This window comes from Burkholderia sp. S-53, from assembly GCF_025560745.1.
In the GTDB taxonomy this organism is placed as follows: Bacteria; Pseudomonadota; Gammaproteobacteria; order Burkholderiales; family Burkholderiaceae; genus Burkholderia; species Burkholderia pyrrocinia.
In genome coordinates this window covers 2,107,446-2,132,694 of the sequence record NZ_CP090483.1, presented here as the reverse complement: position 1 = coordinate 2,132,694, position 25,249 = coordinate 2,107,446, and the positions used below count along the sequence as shown (strand labels likewise).

General features: G+C 66.4%; 24 protein-coding genes, 1 other RNA gene and 1 pseudogene. 11 read left to right on the top strand and 15 right to left on the bottom strand.

Features of this window, described 5'->3' with window-relative positions; all coding sequences use genetic code 11:
- Positions 1-98: 98 nt before the first annotated feature.
- From LXM88_RS14795 to LXM88_RS14785, 3 genes are all read right to left on the bottom strand, one after another.
- Positions 99-470 (bottom strand): EamA family transporter, encoded by a 372-nt coding sequence (locus LXM88_RS14795; RefSeq protein ID WP_124498620.1) that lies wholly within the window; start codon positions 468-470, stop codon positions 99-101.
- Between the two features lie 13 nt (positions 471-483).
- The gene (locus tag LXM88_RS14790; protein ID WP_262532368.1) at positions 484-2,160 is read right to left on the bottom strand and encodes a glycosyltransferase family 39 protein; all 1,677 of its coding nucleotides are present in this window, start codon (positions 2,158-2,160) and stop codon (positions 484-486) included.
- A 123-nt stretch (positions 2,161-2,283) separates the two neighbouring features.
- A complete protein-coding gene (locus tag LXM88_RS14785) occupies positions 2,284-2,658 on the bottom strand; it encodes an Mth938-like domain-containing protein (protein ID WP_262532365.1) in 375 nt (124 codons plus the stop codon).
- A gap of 315 nt (positions 2,659-2,973) precedes the next feature.
- On the opposite strand from LXM88_RS14785, the gene LXM88_RS14780 reads away from it, so the two are divergent.
- From LXM88_RS14780 to LXM88_RS14755, 6 genes are all read left to right on the top strand, one after another.
- Positions 2,974-4,212 carry a pyridoxal phosphate-dependent aminotransferase gene (locus LXM88_RS14780; RefSeq protein WP_047900869.1) on the top strand — a complete coding sequence of 413 codons (1,239 nt, stop codon included), beginning with the start codon at positions 2,974-2,976 and terminating at the stop codon, positions 4,210-4,212.
- Between the two features lie 53 nt (positions 4,213-4,265).
- Entirely contained in the window at positions 4,266-5,594 is a 1,329-nt protein-coding gene (locus LXM88_RS14775; protein WP_047900868.1) for a homoserine dehydrogenase, read from the top strand.
- Positions 5,595-5,608: 14 nt separating this feature from the next.
- Positions 5,609-7,060, top strand: a complete 1,452-nt coding sequence (gene thrC, locus LXM88_RS14770; RefSeq protein WP_262532358.1) for a threonine synthase — start codon at positions 5,609-5,611, stop codon at positions 7,058-7,060.
- 284 nt (positions 7,061-7,344) lie between these two features.
- Positions 7,345-8,592, top strand: coding sequence for a molybdopterin molybdotransferase MoeA (locus tag LXM88_RS14765; protein WP_096471090.1), 1,248 nt, complete (start codon positions 7,345-7,347; stop codon positions 8,590-8,592).
- A gap of 19 nt (positions 8,593-8,611) precedes the next feature.
- Complete coding sequence (gene moaD, locus LXM88_RS14760) at positions 8,612-8,869, top strand: molybdopterin converting factor subunit 1 (RefSeq protein WP_011352296.1); 258 nt, start codon at positions 8,612-8,614, stop codon at positions 8,867-8,869.
- Between the two features lie 59 nt (positions 8,870-8,928).
- The gene (locus tag LXM88_RS14755; protein WP_262532345.1) at positions 8,929-9,405 is read left to right on the top strand and encodes a molybdenum cofactor biosynthesis protein MoaE; all 477 of its coding nucleotides are present in this window, start codon (positions 8,929-8,931) and stop codon (positions 9,403-9,405) included.
- Positions 9,406-9,472: 67 nt separating this feature from the next.
- Here the strand turns inward: LXM88_RS14755 and LXM88_RS14750 are convergent, their stop codons facing one another.
- A complete protein-coding gene (locus tag LXM88_RS14750; RefSeq protein WP_262532342.1) occupies positions 9,473-10,033 on the bottom strand; it encodes a group III truncated hemoglobin in 561 nt (186 codons plus the stop codon).
- Between the two features lie 251 nt (positions 10,034-10,284).
- Here LXM88_RS14750 and LXM88_RS14745 point away from each other — a divergent pair, with 251 nt between their 5' ends.
- Together LXM88_RS14745 and clpB are read left to right on the top strand one after the other, a co-directional pair.
- Positions 10,285-10,803, top strand: coding sequence for an Rrf2 family transcriptional regulator (locus LXM88_RS14745; protein WP_262532340.1), 519 nt, complete (start codon positions 10,285-10,287; stop codon positions 10,801-10,803).
- 157 nt (positions 10,804-10,960) lie between these two features.
- On the top strand, positions 10,961-13,558 hold the full coding sequence (gene clpB, locus LXM88_RS14740; protein ID WP_096471086.1) for an ATP-dependent chaperone ClpB: 2,598 nt from the start codon (positions 10,961-10,963) through the stop codon (positions 13,556-13,558).
- Positions 13,559-13,687: 129 nt separating this feature from the next.
- On the opposite strand, the gene LXM88_RS14735 is transcribed toward clpB, so the two are convergent.
- Both LXM88_RS14735 and LXM88_RS14730 read right to left on the bottom strand, forming a co-directional pair.
- Positions 13,688-14,125 carry a YidB family protein gene (locus tag LXM88_RS14735; protein WP_262532337.1) on the bottom strand — a complete coding sequence of 146 codons (438 nt, stop codon included), beginning with the start codon at positions 14,123-14,125 and terminating at the stop codon, positions 13,688-13,690.
- Between the two features lie 88 nt (positions 14,126-14,213).
- A complete protein-coding gene (locus tag LXM88_RS14730) occupies positions 14,214-14,825 on the bottom strand; it encodes a ComEA family DNA-binding protein (RefSeq protein WP_262532335.1) in 612 nt (203 codons plus the stop codon).
- Between the two features lie 285 nt (positions 14,826-15,110).
- On the opposite strand from LXM88_RS14730, the gene LXM88_RS14725 reads away from it, so the two are divergent.
- Together LXM88_RS14725 and LXM88_RS14720 are read left to right on the top strand one after the other, a co-directional pair.
- On the top strand, positions 15,111-15,572 hold the full coding sequence (locus tag LXM88_RS14725) for a MerR family transcriptional regulator (protein WP_262542852.1): 462 nt from the start codon (positions 15,111-15,113) through the stop codon (positions 15,570-15,572).
- A complete protein-coding gene (locus LXM88_RS14720; RefSeq protein WP_262532332.1) occupies positions 15,556-15,990 on the top strand; it encodes a carboxymuconolactone decarboxylase family protein in 435 nt (144 codons plus the stop codon). Before LXM88_RS14725 ends, LXM88_RS14720 begins: the two co-directional genes overlap by 17 nt.
- A 19-nt stretch (positions 15,991-16,009) precedes the next feature.
- Here LXM88_RS14720 and LXM88_RS37265 read toward each other — a convergent pair.
- The 9 genes and pseudogenes from LXM88_RS37265 to trxA all read right to left on the bottom strand — a co-directional run.
- A pseudogene (locus tag LXM88_RS37265) lies at positions 16,010-16,087 on the bottom strand (helix-turn-helix domain-containing protein); the annotation flags it as partial.
- A 59-nt stretch (positions 16,088-16,146) separates the two neighbouring features.
- Positions 16,147-17,502, bottom strand: a complete 1,356-nt coding sequence (locus tag LXM88_RS14715; protein ID WP_262532329.1) for an MATE family efflux transporter — start codon at positions 17,500-17,502, stop codon at positions 16,147-16,149.
- A 2-nt stretch (positions 17,503-17,504) separates the two neighbouring features.
- Entirely contained in the window at positions 17,505-19,337 is a 1,833-nt protein-coding gene (locus LXM88_RS14710; RefSeq protein WP_262532326.1) for an ArnT family glycosyltransferase, read from the bottom strand.
- Between the two features lie 144 nt (positions 19,338-19,481).
- Positions 19,482-19,742, bottom strand: coding sequence for a type B 50S ribosomal protein L31 (locus tag LXM88_RS14705; RefSeq protein ID WP_006753671.1), 261 nt, complete (start codon positions 19,740-19,742; stop codon positions 19,482-19,484).
- A 157-nt stretch (positions 19,743-19,899) separates the two neighbouring features.
- Positions 19,900-20,733, bottom strand: a complete 834-nt coding sequence (locus LXM88_RS14700; RefSeq protein WP_262532320.1) for a zinc-dependent peptidase — start codon at positions 20,731-20,733, stop codon at positions 19,900-19,902.
- 38 nt (positions 20,734-20,771) lie between these two features.
- On the bottom strand, positions 20,772-22,328 hold the full coding sequence (locus tag LXM88_RS14695; protein WP_262532318.1) for an MFS transporter: 1,557 nt from the start codon (positions 22,326-22,328) through the stop codon (positions 20,772-20,774).
- Complete coding sequence (locus LXM88_RS14690) at positions 22,325-22,825, bottom strand: MerR family transcriptional regulator (RefSeq protein ID WP_262532316.1); 501 nt, start codon at positions 22,823-22,825, stop codon at positions 22,325-22,327. The genes LXM88_RS14695 and LXM88_RS14690 overlap by 4 nt, the downstream gene beginning before the upstream one ends.
- 131 nt (positions 22,826-22,956) lie before the next feature.
- Entirely contained in the window at positions 22,957-24,219 is a 1,263-nt protein-coding gene (gene rho, locus LXM88_RS14685; RefSeq protein WP_006478662.1) for a transcription termination factor Rho, read from the bottom strand.
- Positions 24,220-24,413: 194 nt separating this feature from the next.
- Positions 24,414-24,740 (bottom strand): thioredoxin TrxA, encoded by a 327-nt coding sequence (trxA, locus tag LXM88_RS14680; protein WP_006402348.1) that lies wholly within the window; start codon positions 24,738-24,740, stop codon positions 24,414-24,416.
- 390 nt (positions 24,741-25,130) lie between these two features.
- Between trxA and ffs the strand changes: the two genes are divergently transcribed.
- Positions 25,131-25,229, top strand: an RNA gene (gene ffs, locus LXM88_RS14675) — signal recognition particle sRNA small type.
- Positions 25,230-25,249: the final 20 nt, after the last annotated feature.

The window sequence follows — 25,249 nt, the reverse complement described above, 5'->3', positions numbered from 1 at the left end:
AGGGTCGGGCGATCCCGACCGAAACCGGCATTAAACACCGGTTGGCGGATTCGTACCGTGATTTTTTGTAGGCGAACGCTTAACGCCGCGAGGCATGCTCAGCTTCGTGCAAGCACGAGCACGCCGATCAGGATGATGCCGATGCCGACGAGCCGCTGGACCGACAGCACCTCGCCGAACAGGTACCAGGCCGCGAATGCGTTGACGACATAACCGAGCGACAGCATCGGGTACGCGATCGACACGTCGACCCGCGACAGCCCGAGGATCCAGACGACGACGCTCAGCACGTAGCAGCCGAGGCCGCCGATGATCGGCAACTGGGTCGCGATCTTCAGGCCGACCGGGACGATGTTCGCACGGCTGAATTCGAAGTGTCCAACGGCGTTGACGCCGGCTTTCAGCAGCAGTTGCGCACAGGCGTTGAGCATCACGCCGGTGATGATGCAGACGAACGAAACGGGATTCATGCGGTGGGCGTCCTTACGATTGCGGTTTCTCGACGATCACGCGGCGGTTGTCGCGCGCGACCACGCGCATCGGCACGCCTTGCTTGGCCAGCGTGTCGTACTGGCCGGGCGGCATGATCGCGAGCGCATGGGTTTCCTGCTTCCAGCGCGTGATCCATTCGTCGACGGTCGGAATCCACTTGTTCGGCTCGACCGAGATCCCGAAGGCGAGTTCGTCCTGGCGCTGGACCATGATCGTCGTGTGGCCCATATAGAACGGGAACGTGTGATCGAGCATCTCGATCGAGTAGAACGGCGTGTCGGGCGGCAGCTTCGCCAGTTCGGCGCGTACGGCGGGCGCGAGCAGCGCGCCCGAGCTGTAGCGGCCGAACTCGTCGTGCCCGGTGCCGCCGATCGTGCCGAACGCGAGCCATGCGGCGCCGAACGCGGCAAGCGCGGCGGCCACGCCCGCGCGGCGATTCAGCCACGCGGCCGCGAGCGTCAGCGCGGTCGAGACCGCGAGGCCCGCGTACAGCCACATCTGGAACGCGCGATACTGCGCGTTCGGCGTGCGGGCGTCACCCTGGTATGCGAGGAAGATGATCCCGAATGCCGCGACGACGAAAAACACGAGGTAGCCGAGCAGGTGGCGGCGGAACCGGTCGGCCGACATCAGCGGCAGGTACGCGCCGATGATCAGCGCGAGCGCCGGCGCGACCGGCAGCACGTACGAGAGCAGCTTCGAATGCGATGCGCTGAAGAACAGGAAGATGAATGCGCTCCAGATCAGCAGCACGAGCATCGGCGAGAAGCCGTTCGGCTGGCGCGGCATCCGCAGCGCATGGCGGATGCTCTGCCACGCGACCGACAGCCACGGCAGGAAGCCGACCAGCAGCACCGGCACGAAGTAGTACAGCGGGCCCGGGCGGTTCTGTTCCGGGGTCAGGTATCGGCGGAACTGCTGGACGACGAAGAAGAAGTTGAAGAACTCGGGGTTGCGCTGCTGGACGAGCACGAACCACGGCGTGACGATCGCGAAGAAGATCACGAGGCCGCTGACCAGGTACAGGCGCTTCCACAGCGCCCAGTCGCGCGCGACCAGCGTATAGAGCACGAGCACGGCGCCGGGCAGGATCAGGCCGACGAGACCCTTCGACAGTACCGCGAACGCCATCGCGGCCCAGCACGCCCACATCCAGCCGCGCACCGCGGCCGGGCGCAGCCCGGGCCGCTGCGCGAGCAGCAGAGAACAGAGCGACAGCGCCATCCAGAACGCGAGCCCCATGTCGAGCGCGTTGAAGTGGCCCATCAGGTTCCAGTACGGCGAGCTTGCGAGCACGACGGCCGCGAGGAAGCCGGACAGCGGGTTGAACAGGCGCGCGCCGGTGAAGCCGACGAGCAGGATGCCCGCGAAGCTCACGACGGCCGTGTAGAGGCGCGCCTGCCATTCGCCGATGCCGAACCACGCGAACGTCAGCGCGTTGAGCCAGGTTTGCAGCGGCGGCTTCTCGAAGTACTTGTAGCCGTTGTAGCGCGGCGTGATCCAGTCGCCGGTGACGAACATCTCGCGCGCCATCTCCGCATAGCGGCCTTCGTCGCTCGGGATCAGGTGGCGCAGCCCGAGCGGCGCGAACCAGACGATCGCGAGCGCGACGAGCAGGAGGACGAGCGTGATGCGATTGAGCGGTAGCCTCGGCGGCGTATCGTTCATGGATTTTGAGCCTGTTGGTTGTTGTGACGGGCCGCCGGCGGGTTGCGCCGGGGGCGGGCGGCCTGGCCGGGCCGATCCGGGGATCGACCCGCTGCGCCGGCCCGAGTTTTACCGCATCGGCGATTAACGTTCAATTAAGAGCGCGGCGGCGACTTTGCGGCCTTCGGCCATCAGGATGTTGTAGGTGCGGCACGCGGCCTGGAAATCCATCGTCTCGACGCCGATCCGCTTGGCCGTGAGCGCGGCGACCAGCCGCGGGTGCGGGAAGCGCAGCCGCGCGCCGCTGCCGAAGATCACGAGTTCGGGGGGCGGGTCGAGCAGCATCGCGAAATGCTCGGGCGCGAGCGCGTCGAACGACGACACGGGCCATACCTGGACCGGCGCGCCGGGCAGCACGATGACGCTCGTTTCATGACGTTCGAGATTGACGTCGACATAATCGGGGCCGTAGCCGGTGACGGTGTTGAGCGCGCCGCTCGCGTCCTGGTGCAGTTTCAAATCGGTATTCCGCGGTTCCGTAGGGGAATGTGTTGCAGGGCCGCACGGGCCCGGGTGGCCGGTTTCGCGCGCCTGCGCACGCGGGACGCCTGACGGCGCGGGCCCGGCGCGGCTATGGTGCATTGCGAAAGTCGGCCAAAATCCGCTAAATTATAACTTTTTGGTCGCCCCCGGGCGCCACTTGCATCGCGCGCTGCCACAAGTCGTGCCCGATCGCCCGCTTTTTCCCAGTCTAGACAGCGCGCACAGACCGGCCGCTTTCCAGTTTTGATCCCGTCCCCCCGGCCGCAAGGCCAACCCAGGAACCGTGTCGTCGTGAAACCGATTCAGAAGTCGAACAAGCTGCTCAACGTCTGCTACGACATCCGTGGCCCGGTGCTCGAGCACGCCAAGCGCCTCGAGGAAGAAGGCCATCGCATCATCAAGCTGAACATCGGCAACCTCGCGCCGTTCGGTTTCGACGCGCCGGACGAGATCATCCAGGACATGATCCGCAACCTGCCCGCGTCGTCGGGCTATTCGGATTCGAAGGGCGTGTTCTCGGCCCGCAAGGCCGTGATGCACTACACGCAGGAAAAGGGCGTCGTGGGCGTCGGCCTCGACGACATCTACATCGGCAACGGCGCGTCCGAGCTGATCGTGATGGCGACCCAGGCGCTCCTGAACGACGGCGACGAAGTGCTGCTGCCCGCGCCCGACTACCCGCTGTGGACGGCGGCGGTGAGCCTGTCGGGCGGCACGCCGGTGCACTACGTGTGCGACGAGCAGAACGCGTGGATGCCCGACCTCGACGACATCCGCCGCAAGATCACGCCGAACACGAAGGCGATCGTCGTGATCAACCCGAACAACCCGACGGGTGCGCTTTATTCCGACGAATTGCTGCTGGAGCTGATCGAGATCGCGCGCCAGCACGGGCTGATCGTGTTCGCCGACGAGGTCTACGACAAGATCGTCTACGACGGCCTCGAGCACACGGCGATGGGCTCGCTGTCGGAGGACGTGATCACCGTCACGTTCAACAGCCTGTCGAAGAGCTATCGTTCGTGCGGCTACCGCGCGGGCTGGATGGCCGTGTCGGGCCTCGGCGGCGACAACCGCCGGCGCGCGAAGGATTACCTCGAAGGGCTCGGGATCCTGTCGTCGATGCGCCTGTGCGCGAACGTGCCGGGGCAGTTTGCGATCCAGACGGCGCTCGGCGGCTACCAGAGCATCAACGAGCTGATCGTGCCGAGCGGGCGCCTGTACAAGCAGCGCGAGCTCGCGTATGACATGCTTACGTCGATTCCGGGCGTGACCTGCGTGAAGCCGCAGGCCGCGCTGTACATGTTCCCGCGCCTCGATCCGAAAATCTATCCGATCCAGAACGACCAGCAGTTCATACTCGACCTGCTGCTCGAGGAGCGCGTGCTGCTCGTGCAGGGCACGGGTTTCAACTGGGCGACGCCGGACCACTTCCGCGTGGTTTTCCTGCCGAACCTCGACGACCTGACCGATTCGATCAACCGGATCGCACGCTTCCTCGACGGTTACCGCAAGCGCCATTCGGCCTGAGCGGACAGGACCACACGGAACTCACTACTTCTTACTCATCGATCACACGCAGCATGGAACCGATCAAAGTTGGCCTGTTGGGCTTCGGCACGGTGGGCAGCGGCACCTTCACGGTGCTGCGCCGCAACCAGGAAGAAATCAAGCGACGCGCGGGGCGCGGCATCGAGGTGGCGCGCATTGCCGTGCGCAACCCGGCCAAGGCGCAGGCTGCGCTCGGCGGCGACGCCGGCGCCGCGCAGATCACCGACGATTTCAATTCGGTCGTCGACGATCCGTCGATCGCGATCATCGCCGAGATGATCGGCGGCACGGGCATCGCGCGCGAGCTCGTGCTGCGCGCGATCGCGAACGGCAAGCACGTCGTGACGGCGAACAAGGCGCTGCTCGCGGTGCACGGCACCGAGATCTTCGAGGCCGCGCGCGAGCAGGGCGTGATGGTCGCGTTCGAGGCGGCCGTCGCCGGCGGCATCCCGATCATCAAGGCGCTGCGCGAAGGCCTGACCGCGAACCGCATCCAGTACATCGCGGGCATCATCAACGGCACGACCAACTACATCCTGTCGGAAATGCGCGACCGCGGGCTCGATTTCGCGACCGCGCTGAAGGCCGCGCAGGAGCTTGGCTACGCGGAAGCCGATCCGACCTTCGACATCGAAGGCGTCGACGCCGCGCACAAGGCGACGATCATGAGCGCGATCGCGTTCGGCGTGCCGGTGCAGTTCGACCGTGCGTACGTCGAGGGCATCAGCAAGCTCGACGCGACCGACATCCGCTACGCGGAAGAGCTCGGCTACCGGATCAAGCTGCTCGGCATCACGCGCCGCACCGAGCGCGGCATCGAGCTGCGCGTGCACCCGACGCTGATCCCGGAGAAGCGCCTGCTCGCGAACGTCGAAGGGGCGATGAACGCGGTCGTCGTGCACGGCGACGCAGTCGGCACGACGTTGTACTACGGCAAGGGCGCGGGTGCGGAGCCGACCGCGTCGGCAGTCGTCGCGGATCTGGTCGACGTCACGCGCCTGCATACGGCCGACCCCGAGCATCGCGTGCCGCACCTCGCGTTCCAGCCCGACAGCCTGTCGAACACGCCGATCCTGCCGATCGAGGAAGTCACGAGCGGCTACTACCTGCGTCTGCGGGTGGCCGACCAGACGGGCGTGCTCGCCAACATCACGCGCATCCTCGCCGAATCGGGCATCTCGATCGACGCGCTGCTGCAGAAGGAATCTGAGCAGGTCGACGGCGCGAACGGCGAGACCGACATCATCCTGATCACGCACGAGACGCTCGAGAAGAGCGTCAACACGGCGATCGCGCAAATCGAGAGCCTCGCGACGGTCGTCTCGAAGGTGACGAAGCTGCGCATGGAAGCGCTGAACTGAGGATCGAGGGCGACATGAACTACATCTCCACGCGCGGCGCCGGCATCGGCGAGCGCCACACGTTCTCCGACATCCTGCTCGGCGGTCTCGCGAAGGACGGCGGGCTTTACCTGCCGGCCGAGTATCCGAAGGTGTCCGCCGACGAGCTCGCGCGCTGGCGCGCGCTGTCGTACGCGGATCTCGCGTTCGAGATCCTGTCGAAGTTCTGCGACGACGTGCCGGCCGACGATCTGCGCGCGATCACGCGCCGCACGTATACGGCCGACGTGTACAGCAACACGCGCCACGGCGAGAACGCGTCCGACATCACGCCGCTGAAGACGCTCGGCGCCGAGAACGGCGCGTCGATCTCGCTGCTCGAACTGTCGAACGGCCCGACGCTCGCGTTCAAGGACATGGCGATGCAGCTGCTCGGCAACCTGTTCGAGTACACGCTCGCGAAGCACGGCGAGGCGCTGAACATTCTCGGCGCGACGTCGGGCGACACGGGCAGCGCGGCCGAATACGCGATGCGCGGCAAGGCCGGCGTGCGCGTGTTCATGCTGTCGCCGCACAAGAAGATGAGCGCGTTCCAGACGGCCCAGATGTTCAGCCTGCAGGATCCGAACATCTTCAACCTTGCAGTCGAAGGCGTGTTCGACGACTGCCAGGACATCGTGAAGGCCGTGTCGAACGATCACGCGTTCAAGGCGCAGCAGAAGATCGGCACGGTCAACTCGATCAACTGGGCGCGCGTCGTCGCACAGGTCGTGTACTACTTCAAGGGCTACTTCGCGGCGACGCAGTCCAATGACGAGCGCGTGTCGTTCACGGTGCCGTCGGGCAACTTCGGCAACGTGTGCGCGGGCCACATCGCGCGGATGATGGGGCTGCCGATCGCGAAGCTCGTGGTCGCGACCAACGAGAACGACGTGCTCGACGAGTTCTTCCGCACCGGCGCGTATCGCGTGCGCAGCGCCGAGAACACGTATCACACGAGCAGCCCGAGCATGGACATCTCGAAGGCATCGAACTTCGAGCGCTTCGTGTTCGACCTGCTCGGCCGCGATCCGGCGCGCGTGATGCAGCTGTTCCGCGACGTCGAGGAGAAGGGCGGTTTCGACCTCGCGGCGAGCGGCGATTTCGCGCGTGTCGCGGAGTTCGGCTTCGTGTCGGGCCGCAGCAGCCACACGGACCGCATCGCGACGATTCGCGACGTGTTCGCGCGCTACGACACGATGATCGATACGCACACGGCCGACGGCGTAAAGGTGGCGCGCGAGCATCTCGACGCCGGCGTGCCGATGGTCGTGCTCGAAACGGCGCAGCCGATCAAGTTCGGCGAGACGATCCGTGAAGCGCTCGATCGCGAAGCCGAGCGGCCGGCCGCATTCGACGGGCTCGAGGCGCTGCCGCAGCGCTTCGAGGTCGTGAAGGCCGACGCGCAGCAGGTGAAGGACTTCATCGCCGCGCATACGGGCGCGTGACGCACGGCCGGGCCTGCAGGCCCGGCTGCGCAGGACGGCCGGAATGCCGATTCGTCGAACGGATCGGGGTTCCGGCCGTTTCGTTTGGCGGTGCGGTGCAGCCGCGCATCGATAAGCAGGCGTTCGGCGGTCCGCCGCGTGCCTGCCGCCGCACTTCGCGCGAAACAGGTGCCAGACCCGCGCGTTTGCGCCGATCACAGTTTTCGCATGTCGGCCATATCGCGCGCCCGCGCGACGGCGTCGCTACAATGACGTATTGATGCCAACGATCCCCGATTCCATCGATGTCGAACCCGAATCCCGCGGCGCCGCGCGCGCCGATGCTGTCGACCGCCGAGGCGCTCGCCGCGCTGCTCGATGCCGCGAAGCCGCTGCCCGGTACCGAAACCGTTGCCACGCTCGATGCGCTCGGCCGCGTGCTGGCGGCCGACGTGAGTTCGCCGCTCGACGTGCCGCCGATGCATACGAGCGCGATGGACGGCTATGCGGTACGCGTCGCCGACCTGCTGCACGGCGAGCGGCGTTTGCCGGTGTCGCAGCGGATTCCGGCCGGTCATCCGGCCGTGCCGCTCGCGGCCGGCACGGCCGCGCGGATCTTCACCGGCGCGACGGTGCCGCCCGGCGCCGACGCCGTCGTGATGCAGGAGCAGGCATCGGCCGACGGCGACGCGGTCGAGATCCTGCATACGCCGAAAGCCGGTGAGTGGATCACCGCGCAGGGCGCGGATATCCGGCAGGGCGCGGTGATCCTGCCGGCCGGCACGCGGCTCACGCCGCAGGCGCTCGGCCTTGCCGCGTCGGTCGGCTGTGCGCAACTGTCGGTCGCACGGCGGATTCGCGTCGCGGTGTTCTTCACCGGCGACGAACTGACGATGCCGGGCGAGCCGCTGAAGCCCGGCGCGATCTACAACTCGAACCGATTCACGCTGCGCGGGCTGCTGGAGCGGCTCGGCTGCCACGTGACCGATTACGGGATCGTGCCCGACTCGCTCGCCGCGACGCGCGACACGCTGCGCGAGGCCGCGCGCGATCACGACGTGATCCTGACGAGCGGCGGCGTATCCGTCGGCGACGAGGATCACGTGAAGCCGGCCGTCGAGTCCGAAGGGCGGCTCGCGCTGTGGCAGATCGCGATGAAGCCCGGCAAGCCGCTCGCCTACGGCGCGGTGCGTCGCGGCGACGATCGCCCCGATGCGCACTTCATCGGGCTGCCCGGCAACCCCGTATCGAGTTTCGTCACGTTCCTGCTGTTCGTGCGGCCGTTCCTGCTGCGCCTGTCCGGCGTGCGCGACGTCGCGCCGCGTGCGCTGTCGCTGCGCGCCGACTTTTCGCAAAACAAGGGTGACCGGCGCAACGAATTCCTGCGCGCACGCGTCAATGCGGCCGGCGGCCTCGACCTGTTCCCGAACCAGAGCTCGGCGGTGCTGACGTCGACGGTCTGGGGCGACGGCCTGATCGACAATCCGCCGCAGCACGCGATCAGCGCGGGCGAAACCGTGCGTTTCATTCCGTTTTCCGAATTGCTGTCGTAACGCGACGGCTTCCCGAACCATGAAGATTCAGCTGAAATTTTTTGCAAGCGTCCGAGAAGCGCTGGGCGTCGCCGACGAGCAGGCCGACGTGCCGGACAGCGTCACGACCGTCGGCGACGTGCGCGCGTGGCTGCGTGTGCGCGGCGGTGCGTGGGCCGAGACGCTCGCCGAAGGGCGCGCATTGCGGATGGCGTGCAATCACGAGATGACCGATCCCGACACGCGGCTCACCGAGGGCTGCGAGGTCGCGTTCTTTCCGCCGGTGACGGGCGGTTGAGTTTTGCATGGGACCCGAGTAACCGCTGAAGCGCTAACTCGGGTCGACAGAGGCAGATGATGGCAACGATACGAATCCAGACCGATGACTTCGATCTGAACGCCGAAGTCGTGGCATTGCGCGCGCGCAATCCGAAGATCGGCGCGGTCGCGTGCTTCGTCGGCACGGTGCGCGACTTGAACGAAGGCGATTCGGTCGCCGCGATGGAACTCGAGCACTATCCGGGGATGACCGAGAAGGCGCTCGAAAAGATCGCCGCCGAGGCCGGCCGACGCTGGCCGGGCATCGACGTCGCGATCGTGCATCGCGTCGGCAGGCTCCTGCCGCTCGACCAGATCGTGATGGTGGCGACGGTCGCCGCGCATCGCGGCGATGCGTTCGCGTCGTGCGAGTTCGTGATGGACTACCTGAAGACCGAGGCGCCGTTCTGGAAGAAGGAAACGACGCCGGACGGCGAGCGCTGGGTCGATGCGCGCAGCGCCGACGATGCGGCGCTCGCGCGCTGGGGCGTCGAATCGGGCAACACACCGCGCTGAACGCGGCGTCCGGGCGATGCGGCGATGTGCCGCAGGTGCGCCAGGCGTCGCGCGTGATGTGTACGCGTTACGCGTCCGGGTCGGTGCTGCGTCCGATGATCTTCGTCGGAAACGGTTCGCCGCGGGCGCGCGACGGCAACGCGTGCGGATCGTCGCCCGCGTCGCGGCGGCGCGGCGCGATCGCATCGAGCAGCGCCTGCTGCTCGGGCGGAATCCGATAATCCCAGCCGAACCGGCTCAACTGCAGGCTCTGCGCGATCCGCAGCGCGGGTTCCATGAAGCGGATCGCCGCGGGCGGCGCGTAGCGCGCGTCGACAGTCTTCAGGAACAGCGACAGCCAGCGGCTGAAATGGGCCGGCTCGATCCCGTCGAGCGGCTGGTGCGCCTGCTGCACGTTGCCGCGATAGCCCTTGGTGCCGAGCACGAGGCTCGACCAGAACGTGACCATCTTCGGCAGATGGTCGTCCCAGCGGCCGGCCAGTTTCGCGTCGAACACGGGCCCGAGCAGCGGATCGGCGCGCACGCGGTCGTAGAACGCGTAGATGAGATCGCGGATGTTGTCTTCGGTCGGCTCGGCATCGAGAGGGCGGGCCGGTGCGGTTTCGGGCGAGGCGGGCAGGGCGGTCATGGCAAAAGGGCCGGAAGATCTGGGCGAAAGCGGAGCGGTGGTGCGGGCAACGGGCAGGACGCCGGCAGGATTTTGACGCAAAATAGCGTCCACCAACCCCTTAAAAACGTGTAGATGTTACGCATCTTATTGCGCGCACGCGATCCCGGCAACTCGGCGTCGCGGAACGGGACCGTCGGCCGGCCCCGCGCGCGTGCCGATCGGCTCGCCTCACGTCATCGGGGGACGATCGATCATTTCCGTATTCGCCCATGAGACTCACCGACTACACCGACTATTCGCTGCGCGTGATGCTGTACCTTGCCGTGCGCGGCGAGGGGCTCGCGACGATCCAGGAGATCTCGGACGCCTACGGCATCTCGAAGAACCATCTGATGAAAGTCGTGCAGCAGCTCGGCGAGCTCGGATGGGTCGACACGGTCCGCGGCCGCAACGGCGGGCTGCGGCTGTTCCCCGAATCGCTGCAGCTGACGGTCGGCCAGGTCGTGCGCGCGACCGAGAGCGACTTCGCGCTGGTCGGCTGCTTTTCGACCGACGGCGGCGAGTCGCGCGGCTGCGTGATCGAACCGCAGTGCCGTCTGAAGGGCGTGCTGGCGGCCGCACGCGATGCGTTCTTCGCCGAACTCGACCGTCACACGCTCGGCGAACTGGTCGAACCCGCGTCGCCGCTCATGGCCTTGCTCGGCATCCGTCCGGTCGCGCTCGTGCGCGCCGCGCCGTCACCGGACGAATCGCCGGCGCCCGTCGAGCCGCCGTCGACTGCCGGCTGACACGCGGGCGCCGTGTCCCGCGATCCGGCCGCGTCCCGCCCCCGGCTGAGACATTGCCATCCAGCGATTTTTTGCGCTGAATCAACCCGAATTTCGCTTGAAAGCCGCATAACCATCCTCATCTTGGTGTTAATCGAAAATTGGAGGTCTCGACTAAATGAGAATCGACAAGCTCACCACCAAGTTCCAGGAAGCACTCTCGGACGCGCAAAGCCTCGCCGCAGGCCGCGACAATCAATACATCGAACCCGTTCACGTGCTGGCCGCGCTGGTCGCGCAGCAGGACGGTTCCGCCCGCTCGCTGATGTCGCGCGCGGGTGTTCACATCCAGGCGCTGCAAGGCGCGCTGAACGAAGCCATCTCGCGCCTGCCGCAAGTGACGGGCACCGGTGGCGACATCCAGATCGGTCGTGAACTGGTCGGGCTGCTGAACCAGGCCGACAAGGAAGCGCAGAAGCTCAACGACACGTTCATCGCGAGCGAGATGTTCCTGCTCGCCGTCTCCGACGACAAGGGCGAAGCCGGCAAGCTGGCGCGTCAGCACGGCCTCACGCGCAAGTCGCTCGAGGCCGCGATCGCGGCGGTGCGCGGCGGCTCGCAGGTGCACAGCCAGGACGCGGAAAGCCAGCGCGAGGCGCTGAAGAAATACACGGTCGACCTGACCGAGCGCGCCCGCGCGGGCAAGCTCGATCCGGTGATCGGCCGCGACGACGAAATCCGCCGCTCGATCCAGATCCTGCAGCGCCGCACGAAGAACAACCCGGTGCTGATCGGCGAGCCGGGCGTCGGCAAGACGGCGATCGTCGAAGGGCTCGCGCAGCGGATCGTCAACGGCGAAGTGCCCGAGACGCTGAAGGGCAAGCGCGTGCTGTCGCTCGACATGGCCGCGCTGCTCGCCGGCGCGAAGTACCGCGGCGAGTTCGAGGAGCGCCTGAAGGCCGTGCTCAACGACATCGCGAAGGACGAGGGCCAGACGATCGTCTTCATCGACGAAATCCATACGATGGTCGGCGCGGGCAAGGCCGAAGGCGCGATGGATGCGGGCAACATGCTGAAGCCGGCGCTGTCGCGCGGCGAGCTGCACTGCATCGGCGCGACCACGCTCGACGAATACCGCAAGTACATCGAGAAGGATGCCGCGCTCGAGCGCCGCTTCCAGAAGGTGCTCGTCGACGAGCCGAGCGTCGAGGCGACGATCGCGATCCTGCGCGGGCTGCAGGAGAAGTACGAGCTGCACCACGGCGTCGACATCACCGACCCGGCGATCGTCGCCGCGGCCGAGCTGTCGCACCGCTACATCACCGACCGCTTCCTGCCCGACAAGGCGATCGACCTGATCGACGAAGCCGCTTCGAAGATCAAGATGGAAATCGATTCGAAGCCCGAAGAGATGGACAAGCTCGACCGCCGGCTGATCCAGCTGAAGATCGAGCGCGAAGCCGTGAAGAAGGAGCCGGACGAAGCGTCGCAGAAGCGCCTGCAGCTGATCGAGGAAGAGATCGACCGCCTCGGCCGCGAATATGCGGACCTCGAGGAGATCTGGACCGTCGAGAAGGCCGCGGTGCAGGGCAGCGCGCAGCTCAAGGAAGAGATCGAGAAGGTGCGGGCGGACATCGCGCGGCTGCAGCGTGACGGCAAGCTGGAGAAGGTCGCCGAGCTGCAGTACGGCAAGCTGCCGCAGCTCGAGGCGCAACTGAAGCAGGTCACGCAGGCCGAAGAGAAGGAGCAGCACAACCCGACGCGTCCGCGCCTGCTGCGCACGCAGGTCGGCGCCGAGGAAATCGCGGAAGTCGTGTCGCGTTCGACCGGGATTCCCGTGTCGCGGATGATGCAGGGCGAACGCGAGAAGCTGCTGCACATCGAGGAAAAGCTGCACGAGCGCGTGGTCGGCCAGCATGAGGCGATCGGCGCGGTGGCCGATGCGATCCGCCGTTCGCGCGCGGGTCTCGCCGATCCGAACCGTCCGTACGGCTCGTTCCTGTTCCTCGGCCCGACGGGCGTCGGCAAGACCGAGCTGTGCAAGGCGCTGGCGTCGTTCCTGTTCGATTCGGAAGAGCACCTGATCCGCATCGACATGAGCGAGTTCATGGAGAAGCACAGCGTCGCGCGGCTGATCGGCGCGCCGCCGGGTTATGTCGGCTACGAGGAAGGCGGCTACCTGACGGAAGCCGTGCGTCGCAAGCCGTACAGCGTGATCCTGCTCGACGAGATCGAGAAGGCGCATCCGGACGTGTTCAACGTGCTGCTGCAGGTGCTCGACGACGGCCGCATGACGGACGGGCAGGGGCGCACGGTCGACTTCAAGAACACGGTGATCGTGATGACGTCGAACCTCGGCTCGCAGGTGATCCAGGCGATGACGGGTTCGCCGCAGGACGAGATCAAGGACGCGGTGTGGCTCGAGGTGAAGCAGCATTTCCGCCCCGAGTTCCTGAACCGGATCGACGACGTCGTCGTGTTCCATGCGCTCGACCGAACCAACATCGAGTCGATCGCGAAGATCCAGCTGGCGCGCCTGCACGACCGGCTCGCGAAGCTCGACATGGCGCTCGACGTGTCGGAAGCGGCGCTCGAGCAGATCGCGAAGGTCGGCTACGATCCGCTGTTCGGTGCGCGGCCGCTGAAGCGCGCGATCCAGCAGGAGATCGAGAACCCGGTCGCGAAGCTCATCCTCGCGGGCCGCTTCGGTCCGAAGGACGTGATTCCGGTCGACGTCAACGACGGCAAGTTCGTGTTCGACCGCGTCGTTCACTGATCGCAGGCCATCGGCCGCCCGCCCGGTTCGCGCCGGGCGCGCAAAATCAAACACCCCGCCTCGGCGGGGTGTTTGCTTATGGAGCGGCCCGATCGGGCTATGAAGCGGGGGCCGCGAAGCGGCGCGGGTTCAGCCCTGCTTGTTGCCGCCGAACATGCCCGCGAGCTGCGACAGCGAGCCGAGCACGTTCGCCGGGTCGACCTGGGCCTGGCCATCGGCCGGCACCGCGCCGTCCGGCGTCGCGTGGTTGACGACGTGCGGCAGCACCTGCGCGAGGACGGTCGATGCCATCGACGGGTCGACGCCGAACTTGCTTGCCAGCGCACCGATCGCGTCGGAGCCGAGCACGTTCTGCAGCGCGTCCGGCGAGATCGGCTGGTTCTGGCCGGTGCCGACCCACGAGCCGATGATGTCGCCGGCGCCGCCTGCCTTGAACTTCTCGATCAGGCCGTTCAGGCCGCCCGGCTGGTTGTTGATGAATTCGAGCGCGGTCGTGATGAGCGCGCTTTGCGAGTTGCCGCCGGCCTGGCCGCCGATCAGACCGCCGACGATGTCGAGGAGACCCATGGTTCTTCACCTTTACTGAGAAGGGCGCCGTAACGACGGCGCCCGTTGAACGAATGCCGCGCGCACGCCGTCGCGCGCGCGGCGCATATCAGGCGCCCGACGCCGCGGCGGCGGAGGCTGCCTTGTCCTTCTTGCTCTTTTTCTTCGAACCCTTCGTCGCCTTCGCGGACGACGCTGCGGCCGGTGCGCTCGCACCCGCGTCCGCGGATGCCGCTGCAGCCGCTGCCGCCTTTTCCTTCTTCGACGCGCGCTTGGCCTTGGCCGGCTTCGTGGCCGCATTCGGTGCGCTTGCAGCCGGTGCCGGCGCCGTGGCCGTCGTGCCTGCCGTCGCAGTCGTGGATGTCGACGCGGTGCCTGCCGACGTCGTCGCCGGCGTGGTGGCCGGTGCGGTCGCGGCCGGCTTCGACAGCTTCACGCCCTTCGGCGGCGTCGCCGAGCCGCCGATCGTCAGGCCGTTTTCCTCGAGATGCCCGACCGATTTCGTGCCGAGGCCCTTCACGCGGTTCGCCAGATCGTCGGCGTCCTTGAACGGGCCGTTCTTGGTGCGTTCGTCGATGATCGCCTTCGACTTCACGGGCCCGAGACCCTTCACGGATTCGAGCGCGGCCTGGTCGGCCGTGTTGACTTCGACGGCCGCGGCAAGGCCTGCGGCGAGCGACAGCGATAGCGCGACGAACAGCATCAGCAGCTTTTTCAGCATGGCAAAGGCTCCCTGGTTCTGACGGATGAATGGCTGTTGCAACGGATGGCGGGGCGGCACGCGGCCGGACATCGCCGTTAAGCATAGGTCAAATGCGTGCCCTTTTTAAGACAGGCTGACCGAATCTTGCTGAAGGCTTGCGTCGCTGTAAAGGTCGAAAGCCGCGCCGGGCGGCGATTTTGACCATTCTTTACGGTGTCGCGGGGCATCGCGGGTTGTCGTCGCGCTGGCTGTTCGATAGTGCTTGACTTAGAGTTAGCTCTAACTCTTAACCTTGTTTCTGCCATGTCGAAAACCGTATCCAAACCTTCCGCCGCCGGTCCGCTGACGATCGGGCAAGTTGCCGAGTTGACCGGCATGTCGACGCATACGTTGCGGTATTACGAGCAGGCCGGCCTGCTGCGCGCGATTTCGCGCACGGCGGCCGGGCACCGGCTCTATGCGCCGGCCGACCTTGACTGGCTGGCCTTCGTGATGCGCCTGAAGGCGACCGGCATGCCGATCGCGCAGATGCAGGAGTTCGCGGCGCTGCGCGCGCAAGGCGAGCCGACGTTCGGTGCGCGGCGCCGGTTGCTGGTTGCGCATCGCGACGCGGTGCGCGCGCATATCGCGGAGCTGCAGGCGAGTCTCGATGCGATAGGCGACAAGATCGCGTACTACGAGGCGCAGGAACGCGAAACGGAACGACGGGCGACACCTTCTCACCCTCAATCGGAACAGGACGGACACGATGGAACAACTCGTTGAAGACCGCTATACGCGCGGCTGGAACAAACTGAAGGAAATCGACGGTGAAGTGGGCGAACGCGTGATCGCGGCGCTTGCGCCGATTGCGCCGGACTTCGGGCGGCTCCTGGTCGAGTTCAGTTTCGGCGATATCTACAGCCGGCCGCAGCTCGACCTCAAAGCGCGCGAGATCGCGACGATCGCGGCGCTGGCCGCGCTCGGCAATGCGCAGCCGCAACTGAAGGTGCATATCGAGGCCGCGCTGAACGTCGGCTGCACGCGTGAAGAGATCGTCGAGGTGTTCATGCAGATGGCCGTCTACGCCGGTATCCCTGCCGCGCTCAACGCGCTGTTCGCCGCGCACGAGGTGTTCGTGCGGCGCGACGAAGCGGCTGCTGATGCCGGGAACACGAGCGAAGCGGCCGCGCAGGCGGTGTGACGGCGGTCGCGCCGGCGCGTCACGCGCGGTGCGGCGCGACGATCCGGTGCTTCGCGATGCGCCGGTACAGCGTTGCGCGCGAGATGCCGAGTGCCCGCTCGTGCGATCGTCATATCACGCGGCCGACGTGCTGGCGGATGCGTAGCGGGCAGTGCGTCAGGCCTGGGCCGATACGTGCGCGCGGCTTACGTGGCGCAGATAGACCACGAGCCCGGCGCCCGCGAGCATCAGGCTGACCGTGTTCGCGAACCAGAAGCCGCGCGCACCGGTCAGCCATGCGGGCGCGATGCCGCCGACGTCGAAGCCGAGCACGTAGCCGCCGCTGAGTCCGACGCCCCACAGCGCGACCGCATAGATCACGGTCGGTACGATCGCGACCTTGTATGCACGCAGCACGAACGCCGACGTGACCTGCAGCGCATCGAACACGTGGTAGCACGCGACGATCGCGACGAGCGGCATCGCGGCCGCGGCGACGGCCGGGTTCGGCGTATAGCCGCCGACGATCAGCGGGCGCAGCGTAAACACGAGCACGCCGTATGTCGCGGCCACGCCGCACGCGAACATCACGCTGTGCCGGCCGAGCAGCCGTGCTTCCTCGGGGCGTCCGGCGCCGAGCGCGCGCGCGACCAGCGTCGAGGCCGCCACGCCGATCGACAGCGGCGTCATGTACAGCACCGCGCCGATGTTGCCGGCGATCTGGTGGCCGGCGAGCGTCGTTGTGCCGAACTGCGCGATGAACAGCGCCATGCAGGTGTACGACGTGACCTCGATCAGGTACGACAGGCCCATCGGCACGCCGAGTTTCAGGATCGCCTTCTGGCGTTCCCAGACGGGCCAGCAGAAGCGCGAGAAGATCGCGAGCGGCGCGAACACGTCGAGCTTCGCGAGCAGCGTGTAGCCGATCAGTGCGAGCGCCCAGTTGATCAGCGTGCTGGCCAGCCCGCAGCCGGGGCCGCCGAGGGCCGGCACGCCGAGCCCGCCGAAGACGAACCAGACGTTGAGCGGAAACTTGAGCAGCAGCGCGCCGATCTGCAGGATCATCGCGAGCCGGGGCTTGCCGGCTGCGTTGGTCAGCGCGTTGTAGATGCGGAAGACGAGGCTGGCGGGCAGCCCGTACGACAGGATGCGCAGGTAGTCGACGGTGCGGTCGTGCAGCGCGGCGGGCGCGTGCGCGACGCGTAGCAGCGGCTCGGGAAAATGCAGCAGCAGGAAGCCGGGCACCGCGAGCAGCAGCGCGAGCCACAGCGCCTGACGGACTTCCTCGCCGATCTCGGCATAGCGCCGTGCGCCGTACAGTTGCCCGGTGATCGGCTGCAGCGCGGACAGGATGCCCGTCAGGCCGATATAAATCGACACGTAGATCGACGAGCCGAGCCCGAGCGCGGCGAGATCGGTGGCCGAATAACGGCCGACCATCGCGGTGTCGATCACACCGAACGCGATGATCGCGAGCTGGCCGACCAGCACCGGCCACGCGAGCCCGACGATTCGGCGGATGTCGCCGAACATCGTCAATCGGCCGCCTGGCGGCGCGGCGGGCGTCGCTTGACGGGCGTCTTCGGCCGTTCGATGCGCTCGTACAGGCGGAAGCGTTCGTCGCGGTCGGCGACGCGGCGGCCTTCCCATACGAGACGCCACACGTATTGCGACATTGCACTCGGCTCGCCGAAGTCGGAGCGGTCCTGGCGCAGGATCACGTCGCAGTCGCCGGAGAAATCGAAGTGCATGTCGCCGAAGTACGCGAAGGTCGCGATCTGCGCATCGCCGAGCCGCACCGGCGAGATGCACTCGTAGTCGGACGGCAGGTGCGACGCGATCTGCTGAGCGACGTCGCGATAGGTCCGGCCGTAGTTGACGATCGGCAGCCACAGCGTCATCAGCAGCACCCACATCAGCGTGGTGCCCGCGCCCGACAGCACGACGCTGCGCCACAGCACCTTCGGCTGCCGCGAGACGCGCCAGCGCACGATCACGCACCAGCACACGGTGACGATTACCGCGCAGATGAACGACAGGATCTTGAAATGCGGCTCGTAGCCGGGCACCAGACGCGCGAGGTTGCGCGCGAGCGGATGCGGGAAGCCCGTGAGCGACGCGAGCCACACGAGCCATACGAAGGTGCCGAGGATCGTGAAGCTCAGCACCGCGAACCAGTCGAACGCGTTGATCGCGCCGCGCTTGAGGGTCGGCAGCGCGAACGTCGCGAGCACCGCGAGCGGCGGCAGCAGCAGCATGTACATGCGGTTCGACTGCTGGCTCTGCAGGATCACGAGCGCGACGAGCGGCACGGCGACCGACAGCGGAATCGCGATGTGCGCGCGACGGCGCATGCCGGCCCAGCTCCACCACGCCCAGATCGCGAGCGGCCACGCGGGCCACGTGAACAGAGGCAGGTTCTTCGACGCATACGTGAGCACGGCGGTCGGCGGGCCCGAAAAGCGCATCAGGCTGCCGTGGATCCACTGGTTGAAGAACCACGCGGCGTCGTCGGGCGCCGCGACGAACGCGGCAAGCGGCCACAGCGCGAAGATCGCGGCCGCGAGCGGCACGCCGACCAGCGGCAGGCGCAGGTTGCGCATCTCGGGCGTGACGAGCCACAACGCGGCGGTGCCGGCGAGCAGCGCGACGACCAGCACGGGGTTGCCGGACAGCGCGACGATGCCGATCGCGAGGCCCCACCACAGCGCGCCCTGCATCGGCTTGTCGATGCCGCGCACGATCCCGTAGACGAGCATCGCGATTCCCGCGAACTGCGCGACCTGCGGCGTGGTCTCGTGCCCGCGTTCCGCGAGGCCGAAGCACGCGACGAGGACCAGCAGCGCGCCGTCGGCGAGCGTGCGGCCATAGTCGCGCGGCTCCGGCTCGCCGCCGAATGCGTACTTGAACGGCTGGACCTCGGCGCGCCGGCCGAGCAGGTAGGCCGCGTACCAGACGAACGCGCACGCGACGCAGAACAGCACGCCCGTGTCGACGCGCGACGCGTTGCTCGCATCGACCCACGGGCCGAGGCCGCGGATCGACAGTGCGCCGAGCCAGTAGCCGAGCGGCCCGTCGGTCGTGATGAACTTGCCGACGAGGTTTGGCAGCAGCCAGTCGTGCCAGCCGCCCTTGGCCATCGTCCACATCACGCCGAAGCCCGCCGCGTCCTCGTTCTTCCACGGGTCGCGGCCGAACAGGCCGAACGCGGCATAAACGAAGCAAAGCGTGAGCAGCAGCCAGCGCGGCAGCGCACGCGTGGCGGAGGCGGTGAGACGGACGACAGGCTTCATGCAGATGAGCGATTTGTTATGGGCGAGCGGGCGGCGCGGGTGCGCGCGGTCGAGCCGGTTTCGAGCATCCGGCATTGTAGACGCGCCGGCTGTTGCGCGTCAGGTCGATGCCCGGACGCCGGCCGGCGCTTTCCCGGCGAGCAGAGACAAAAAAGGGCAGCCTGGGCTGCCCTTTTGTGCGATACCGGTGCGTTGCAACCACCGGATGCGGTGCGAAGCTTACTTCGCCTTGCCGCTGGCGCGAACGCCGAACTTGTTCTTGAACTTCTCGACACGGCCTGCCGTGTCCATGATCTTTTGCTGACCCGTGTAGAACGAGTGCGATTCCGACGACACTTCGATCTTGGCGAGCGGGTAGGTCTTGCCGTCGAGTTCGATGTTTTCGCGCGTCTGGATCGTCGAGCGCGTGATGAACTTGAAGCCGTTCGACATGTCTTGGAAGACGACTTCGCGGTAGTTCGGGTGGATGCCTTCTTTCATGGTCTTTCCTTGGTGAGAGCGGTAGCCAACCCGCCGCTTGCCGTGCCGGAGCGCGCACATTGCGCATACCAGACGACGCCAAGCCCGGCGCGAGCCACTTGCCTAAGGTCGAAAAACGGCGATTATGCCAGAAAATCAGATGGTTGACGAATAATTTTCACGACGCGTCGAGCGCGCCGGTGCCCGCCGGATCCTGCCGGTAGTAGCGGGCGAGCAGCCGGTAAAGCTCCGGAAATTCGGACTCGAACGCTTTCGGTCGCACGAACAGCGCTTCGCTGCACACTGCGAAGAATTCCGACGGGTGGTCGGCCGCATAGGGATCGATCAGCGATTCCCGCTCGAAGCGCGCCCACGCGCGGTCCGGCACCGCGTCGACCCGCGCGCAGAACTGGTCGTACGCATGTTCGAACACGTCGGCCCACGCCTGTGCATCGAGGTGCGGCGCGTGCCAGCGGCGAAACAGCGGCGGATAGCCGTCGGCCGCGCCGTTGACCATGTCGATCTTGTGCGCGAACTCGTGGATCACGACGTTGTACGCGTCATCGCCGTCCGTCATCTGCGCGTCTTCCCACGACAGGATCACGGGGCCGCCTTCCCATGCCTCGCCGCTCGCATCCTGCTCGACTTCATGGACGACGCCGTCCTCGTCCTGCACGGTCTTGCGGATCAGGAATTCGCCCGGATACACGACGACGCCGACCCAGCCGTCGTACAGCGACAGGTCGAGATTCAGCACGGGCAGGCAGGCCTGCGCGGCGATCGCGACGATCATCGCATCGGTCAGTTCGAGCCCGTGCGCGGTCGAAAACGATTTCTTCGCGACGAACAGGCTCGTCAGCTCGCGCAGCCGGCCGAGCGCATCGGGCGTCAGTGCCGCGAGGAACGGCAGGCGTTCGACGGTTTCCTGCCACAGCGCGTCGGGGATCGGGTGGCTGCGCAGCGCGCGGTTGCGGCGGCGGTCGTCGAACCAGCGGGTCAGTTTCGAGAGCATGGAGGCTGCGGACGGAAATCCAAAGCCTGTCTTTTAACTCAATCGATCTCTTTTTGCCATGCTGCGAAGAGGCCGCCGACGAGTGCAACGCCCGCCAGGAAGTAAAAACCGTCGAGCGACGCGAGGAACGACGCCTGTTGCGCGACCATGCGGGCGATGGCGGCGATCGCGAGGCCGTGCGCTTCGTTCAGCGCGTGCCCGGCGGCCGCATAGCTGCGTGTCAGGGTGTCGACGGTCTGCTGGAACAGCGGATCGAACACGTTCGCGCGTTCGACCAGCCGCGTCTGGTGCACCGCCACGCGGTGCTGCTCGACGATGATCACCGACGACGTCGCGAACGAGATCGTCAGTTGCCGCACGATGTTTTTCAGCCGGTAGCCGTGCGTGTATTCGTCGATCGCGAAGATCCGGAACGTCAGGTTGGCCACCGGCAGCACGATGAAGAGCAGCAGCAGGCCGCGCAGCAGCAGCGGGACGATCAGCGCGGCTTCGCCGACCTGCGGCGTCATCCGCGTCATCCACAGCGCGGCCGTGACGGCGATCGCGAACCCTGGCACGACGAACCACTTCTTGTGCGTGACGAATTTCGCGTAGCGCAGGTACGCGAACAGCGCGGTGGCCGAGATCAGCGACATCGTGCCCACCAGGCGCCCGGCGTTCTCGACCGGGTAGCCGAGCCCGCCTTCGAGCAACCGCGATGTCAGGTAACTGAAACCCGTCGTCTCGTAGTAATAGAACATGTAGAGCAGCAGCCCGACCTGGAATGTCCGCTCGCGGAACGCATGCAGCCGGACGAGCGGCGTCGGGTGATGCCACTGGTGATACGCGAACCACGCGAGTGCGCCGATCCCCAGGATCGTCAGCAGGATCAGCATCGGTGAGCCGCTGTAGAGCTGGTAATGCACCTGCTGCAGCACGATCTGCAGTGCACCTTGCGCGAGCGCGAACACGACATACGGCCAGAAGTGCCCGGAGCCGCGTTCGTCGTCGGGTGTCCGACCCGAATCGGGCAGCGTGAGCAGCGCGAGGATCGCGAATGCGATGCCGGCGGGTGCCGTGCACGCGAACAGCGCACGCCACGTCGAATGCGCGACGAGCAGCCCGCCGACGATCGGCGCGAGCGCGCTGCCGAGCAGGATCATGATCAGGAACGCGCGCGTCGCGGGCGGCCGTTCCTGCGGCTTGAAGCTGATCTGGATCAGGATCCGGCACGCGCCCATCATCGGGCCGATGAAATAGCCCTGGAAACCGCGTGCGAACGCGAGTTCCAGCGACGTGTCGGCAAGCGCGGCCGCGATCGCGCCGAACGAGAACATCAGCATGCAGCCCGCGACATAGCGGCGATGCCCGAGGCGGTCGACCCACCATTGCTGCTGCAGGATGCCGAGCACGGCCGTCACCGCATACGCGCTCGACGACCACACGAGTTCGTCGGGCGACGCATTGATGCCGCCCGCGATGTAGCTCGCGAAGAACGAGAAGGCCGCGTTGTCGAAGTAGTCGATGCCGGTGACGAGCGCGAGCGCCCACGGGAACAGGTCCGCGCGCAGGTTCGCGCGGCTCCACAGTGGCGAGCGGCCGGGCACCGCGTTCATTCGCGGTCCTTGCGCGTGCGTCGCGTTCCGGCTTCGGCCTGCCGCTGCGCGATCAGCGCATCGGGGTTTTCGCCGGCGAGGCGCCGCTCGACGTAGTCGATGTCGTGCTGCAGTTCCTTGCGCAGTGCGACGGCTTCCTTCAGCTCGCGCTGGACGGCCGCGATCCGCCGGTCGAGCGTATCGATCTGCCCGGCGAGGCCGGTACGGATGTCGCGCAGCGACGCATCCGAATAGCGGCGCCGGCCGTCGACCGTTTCTTCCAGCGGGCGCTTCAGCATTTCGGTGATGCCGTGCAGCGAGAAGCCGAGCGCGCGCAGCCGCAGGATGCGCGCGAAGCGTTCGAGATCGGCTTCGTCGTAGAGGCGGTAGCGGCCTTCGCTGCGTGACGGCGTGACGAGCCCGCGCTCTTCGTAATACTTCAGCGTGCGCGGCGTGACGCCGAGCCGCGATGCGGCGTCGCTCACGGTCAGCAGCGGGGTGGAGGCGTCGTTCGGCATCGGGAGGCGGGGGATTCGATCGGGGCGATGGCGCGATTATAGATCAACCTGTACGTTCACGTTCATGTTGGGATCGAAAAACGGCCGCCGGGCAGGATGCGCGGGCGGCCGTTCGTTGCGGGGCGGGGCGATCAGCCGCCGCGGCGCATCAGGTCGAAGAACTCGGAGTTGCTCTTCGTCTGGCGGATCTTGTCGAGCAGGAATTCCATCGCCTCGACTTCGTCCATGTCGTGGATGAACTTGCGCAGCACCCAGATCTTCTGAAGGATCTCGGGCTTGATCAGCATTTCCTCGCGACGCGTGCCCGACTTGTTCAGGTTGATCGACGGATACACGCGCTTTTCCGCGAGACGGCGCTCGAGGTGCACTTCCATGTTGCCGGTGCCCTTGAACTCTTCGTAGATCACGTCGTCCATGCGGCTGCCGGTTTCGATCAGCGCGGTGCCGATGATCGTCAGCGAGCCGCCTTCCTCGATGTTGCGCGCAGCACCGAAGAAGCGCTTCGGACGCTGCAGTGCGTTCGCGTCGACACCGCCCGTCAGCACCTTGCCCGATGCCGGGATCACGGTGTTGTACGCACGTGCGAGACGCGTGATCGAGTCGAGCAGGATCACGACGTCGTGCTTCATTTCGACGAGGCGCTTGGCCTTCTCGATCACCATTTCGGCGACCTGGACGTGGCGCGTGGCCGGTTCGTCGAACGTCGATGCGATCACTTCGCCGGCGACCGAGCGCTGCATTTCGGTCACTTCTTCAGGGCGCTCGTCGATCAGCAGCACGAACAGGATCACGTCCGGGTGGTTCTGCTTGATCGCGTGTGCGATGTGCTGGAGCATCACGGTCTTGCCCGACTTCGGCGACGCGACGAGCAGGCCGCGCTGGCCCTTGCCGATCGGCGCGATCATGTCGATGATGCGGCCCGTGACGTTTTCCTCGCCGCGCATTTCGCGCTCGAGCGACAGCGGCTTGTTCGGGTGCAGCGGCGTGAGGTTCTCGAACATGATCTTGTGTTTCGAGGCCTCGGGCGGCTGCCCGTTGACTTTGTCGACCTTCACCAGCGCGAAGTAGCGCTCGCCGTCCTTCGGCGTGCGGACTTCACCTTCGATGGTGTCGCCGGTGTGCAGGTTGAAGCGGCGGATCTGCGACGGGCTGATGTAGATGTCGTCGGTGCTCGCGAGGTACGACATTTCCGGCGAGCGCAGGAAACCGAAGCCGTCCGGCAGCACTTCGAGCGTACCGTCGCCGAAGATCGTCTCTCCCGTCTTGGCGCGCTTTTTAAGAATGGCGAACATCAACTCCTGCTTGCGCAGGCGGTTCGCGTTTTCGATCTCGAGGCCATTGGCCATTTCGATCAGTTCGGACACGTGCAGAGACTTGAGCTCGGATAAATGCATACGGAGAACCCGCCAGGGAGGAGAAGCGACGAAAGAAATAAGGGAGGAGGGCGAGCGGAAGCGCTCAGAGACTTAAATGCGTCTTGTAGACGTTTTTTAATTCTAGCATAGGCCGATTCGCGCTTGAGCGGCCGATCGGCGGCTTGACGGCGGACGTGTTGCCGGCTGACAACACGTCCGCGGAACTGCCGGTATTACAGGTGGCTGTCCAGGAATGCGGTGAGCTGCGACTTCGACAGCGCGCCGACCTTCTGCGCGGCGGCCGCGCCGTTCTTGAACAGGATCAGCGTCGGGATGCCGCGCACGCCGAATTTCGCGGGCGTTGCCTGGTTGTCGTCGACGTTGATCTTCGCGATCTGCAGCTTGTCGCCGTAGTCCTTCGCGACTTCGTCGAGGATCGGGGCGATCATTTTGCACGGGCCGCACCATTCGGCCCAGAAATCGACGAGCACGGGCTTGTCGGACTTGACGACGTCCTGTTCGAACGATGCGTCGCTGATGTGTTTGATCTGTTCGCTCATTGGGTCAATACCTCTTACGGTTCGGGGACTGCCTGCTTGCGCGTTGCGGCGTACCGGCCGCCGTAGGCTGCCGGCCGCTGCGGCAGGCCACTCCGCTCTCCGGAAGGGAGGGGCGTAAGCACTGCATGCCGCGGCTCGCGGGTCGTTCGGGCGTCATATTAGCCTAAATTGCTATCTGCTGCGGGCGGCGATAGTAGCCGCTACGCGAGTAGGGGTACGACGCGACGTTCGACCGTTGTGCCCTGCAGGTGGAGGCCGGCTCGCAAATTACAAGGGGGCGGCATATATGTGGCGATTCGGGTGGCTGGACGCGCGCCGGCTGGCAGGGTTGTTCGTATTGATGCGAACAAACGGTCGCATTCATCCGGAAGCGGTGATAGAATATGCCGTGACGGGCCTCCTCGCATGGTGGGGCGGTGAACCTGGTCAGGTCGGGAACGAAGCAGCCACAATCGTTTTCCGCCAGTGCCGAGGGTCGGGCTCGTCACCTTCCTTCTCGCCCCGTTCGC

Coding starts and splice junctions, on each gene's coding strand:
- LXM88_RS14710 (WP_262532326.1), bottom strand. CDS start 19,337: ATGCCGGATGCTCGAAACCGGCTCGACCGCGCGCACCCGCGCCGCCCG.
- LXM88_RS14790 (WP_262532368.1), bottom strand. CDS start 2,160: ATGAACGATACGCCGCCGAGGCTACCGCTCAATCGCATCACGCTCGTC.
- LXM88_RS14705 (WP_006753671.1), bottom strand. CDS start 19,742: ATGAAAGAAGGCATCCACCCGAACTACCGCGAAGTCGTCTTCCAAGAC.
- LXM88_RS14695 (WP_262532318.1), bottom strand. CDS start 22,328: ATGAACGCGGTGCCCGGCCGCTCGCCACTGTGGAGCCGCGCGAACCTG.
- moaD (WP_011352296.1), top strand. CDS start 8,612: ATGAAGATTCAGCTGAAATTTTTTGCAAGCGTCCGAGAAGCGCTGGGC.
- LXM88_RS14700 (WP_262532320.1), bottom strand. CDS start 20,733: ATGCTCTCGAAACTGACCCGCTGGTTCGACGACCGCCGCCGCAACCGC.
- rho (WP_006478662.1), bottom strand. CDS start 24,219: ATGCATTTATCCGAGCTCAAGTCTCTGCACGTGTCCGAACTGATCGAA.
- trxA (WP_006402348.1), bottom strand. CDS start 24,740: ATGAGCGAACAGATCAAACACATCAGCGACGCATCGTTCGAACAGGAC.
- clpB (WP_096471086.1), top strand. CDS start 10,961: ATGAGAATCGACAAGCTCACCACCAAGTTCCAGGAAGCACTCTCGGAC.
- LXM88_RS14795 (WP_124498620.1), bottom strand. CDS start 470: ATGAATCCCGTTTCGTTCGTCTGCATCATCACCGGCGTGATGCTCAAC.
- LXM88_RS14775 (WP_047900868.1), top strand. CDS start 4,266: ATGGAACCGATCAAAGTTGGCCTGTTGGGCTTCGGCACGGTGGGCAGC.
- LXM88_RS14765 (WP_096471090.1), top strand. CDS start 7,345: ATGTCGAACCCGAATCCCGCGGCGCCGCGCGCGCCGATGCTGTCGACC.
- LXM88_RS14750 (WP_262532342.1), bottom strand. CDS start 10,033: ATGACCGCCCTGCCCGCCTCGCCCGAAACCGCACCGGCCCGCCCTCTC.
- LXM88_RS14725 (WP_262542852.1), top strand. CDS start 15,111: ATGTCGAAAACCGTATCCAAACCTTCCGCCGCCGGTCCGCTGACGATC.
- LXM88_RS14755 (WP_262532345.1), top strand. CDS start 8,929: ATGGCAACGATACGAATCCAGACCGATGACTTCGATCTGAACGCCGAA.
- LXM88_RS14730 (WP_262532335.1), bottom strand. CDS start 14,825: ATGCTGAAAAAGCTGCTGATGCTGTTCGTCGCGCTATCGCTGTCGCTC.
- LXM88_RS14735 (WP_262532337.1), bottom strand. CDS start 14,125: ATGGGTCTCCTCGACATCGTCGGCGGTCTGATCGGCGGCCAGGCCGGC.
- thrC (WP_262532358.1), top strand. CDS start 5,609: ATGAACTACATCTCCACGCGCGGCGCCGGCATCGGCGAGCGCCACACG.
- LXM88_RS14745 (WP_262532340.1), top strand. CDS start 10,285: ATGAGACTCACCGACTACACCGACTATTCGCTGCGCGTGATGCTGTAC.
- LXM88_RS14720 (WP_262532332.1), top strand. CDS start 15,556: ATGGAACAACTCGTTGAAGACCGCTATACGCGCGGCTGGAACAAACTG.
- LXM88_RS14715 (WP_262532329.1), bottom strand. CDS start 17,502: ATGTTCGGCGACATCCGCCGAATCGTCGGGCTCGCGTGGCCGGTGCTG.
- LXM88_RS14690 (WP_262532316.1), bottom strand. CDS start 22,825: ATGCCGAACGACGCCTCCACCCCGCTGCTGACCGTGAGCGACGCCGCA.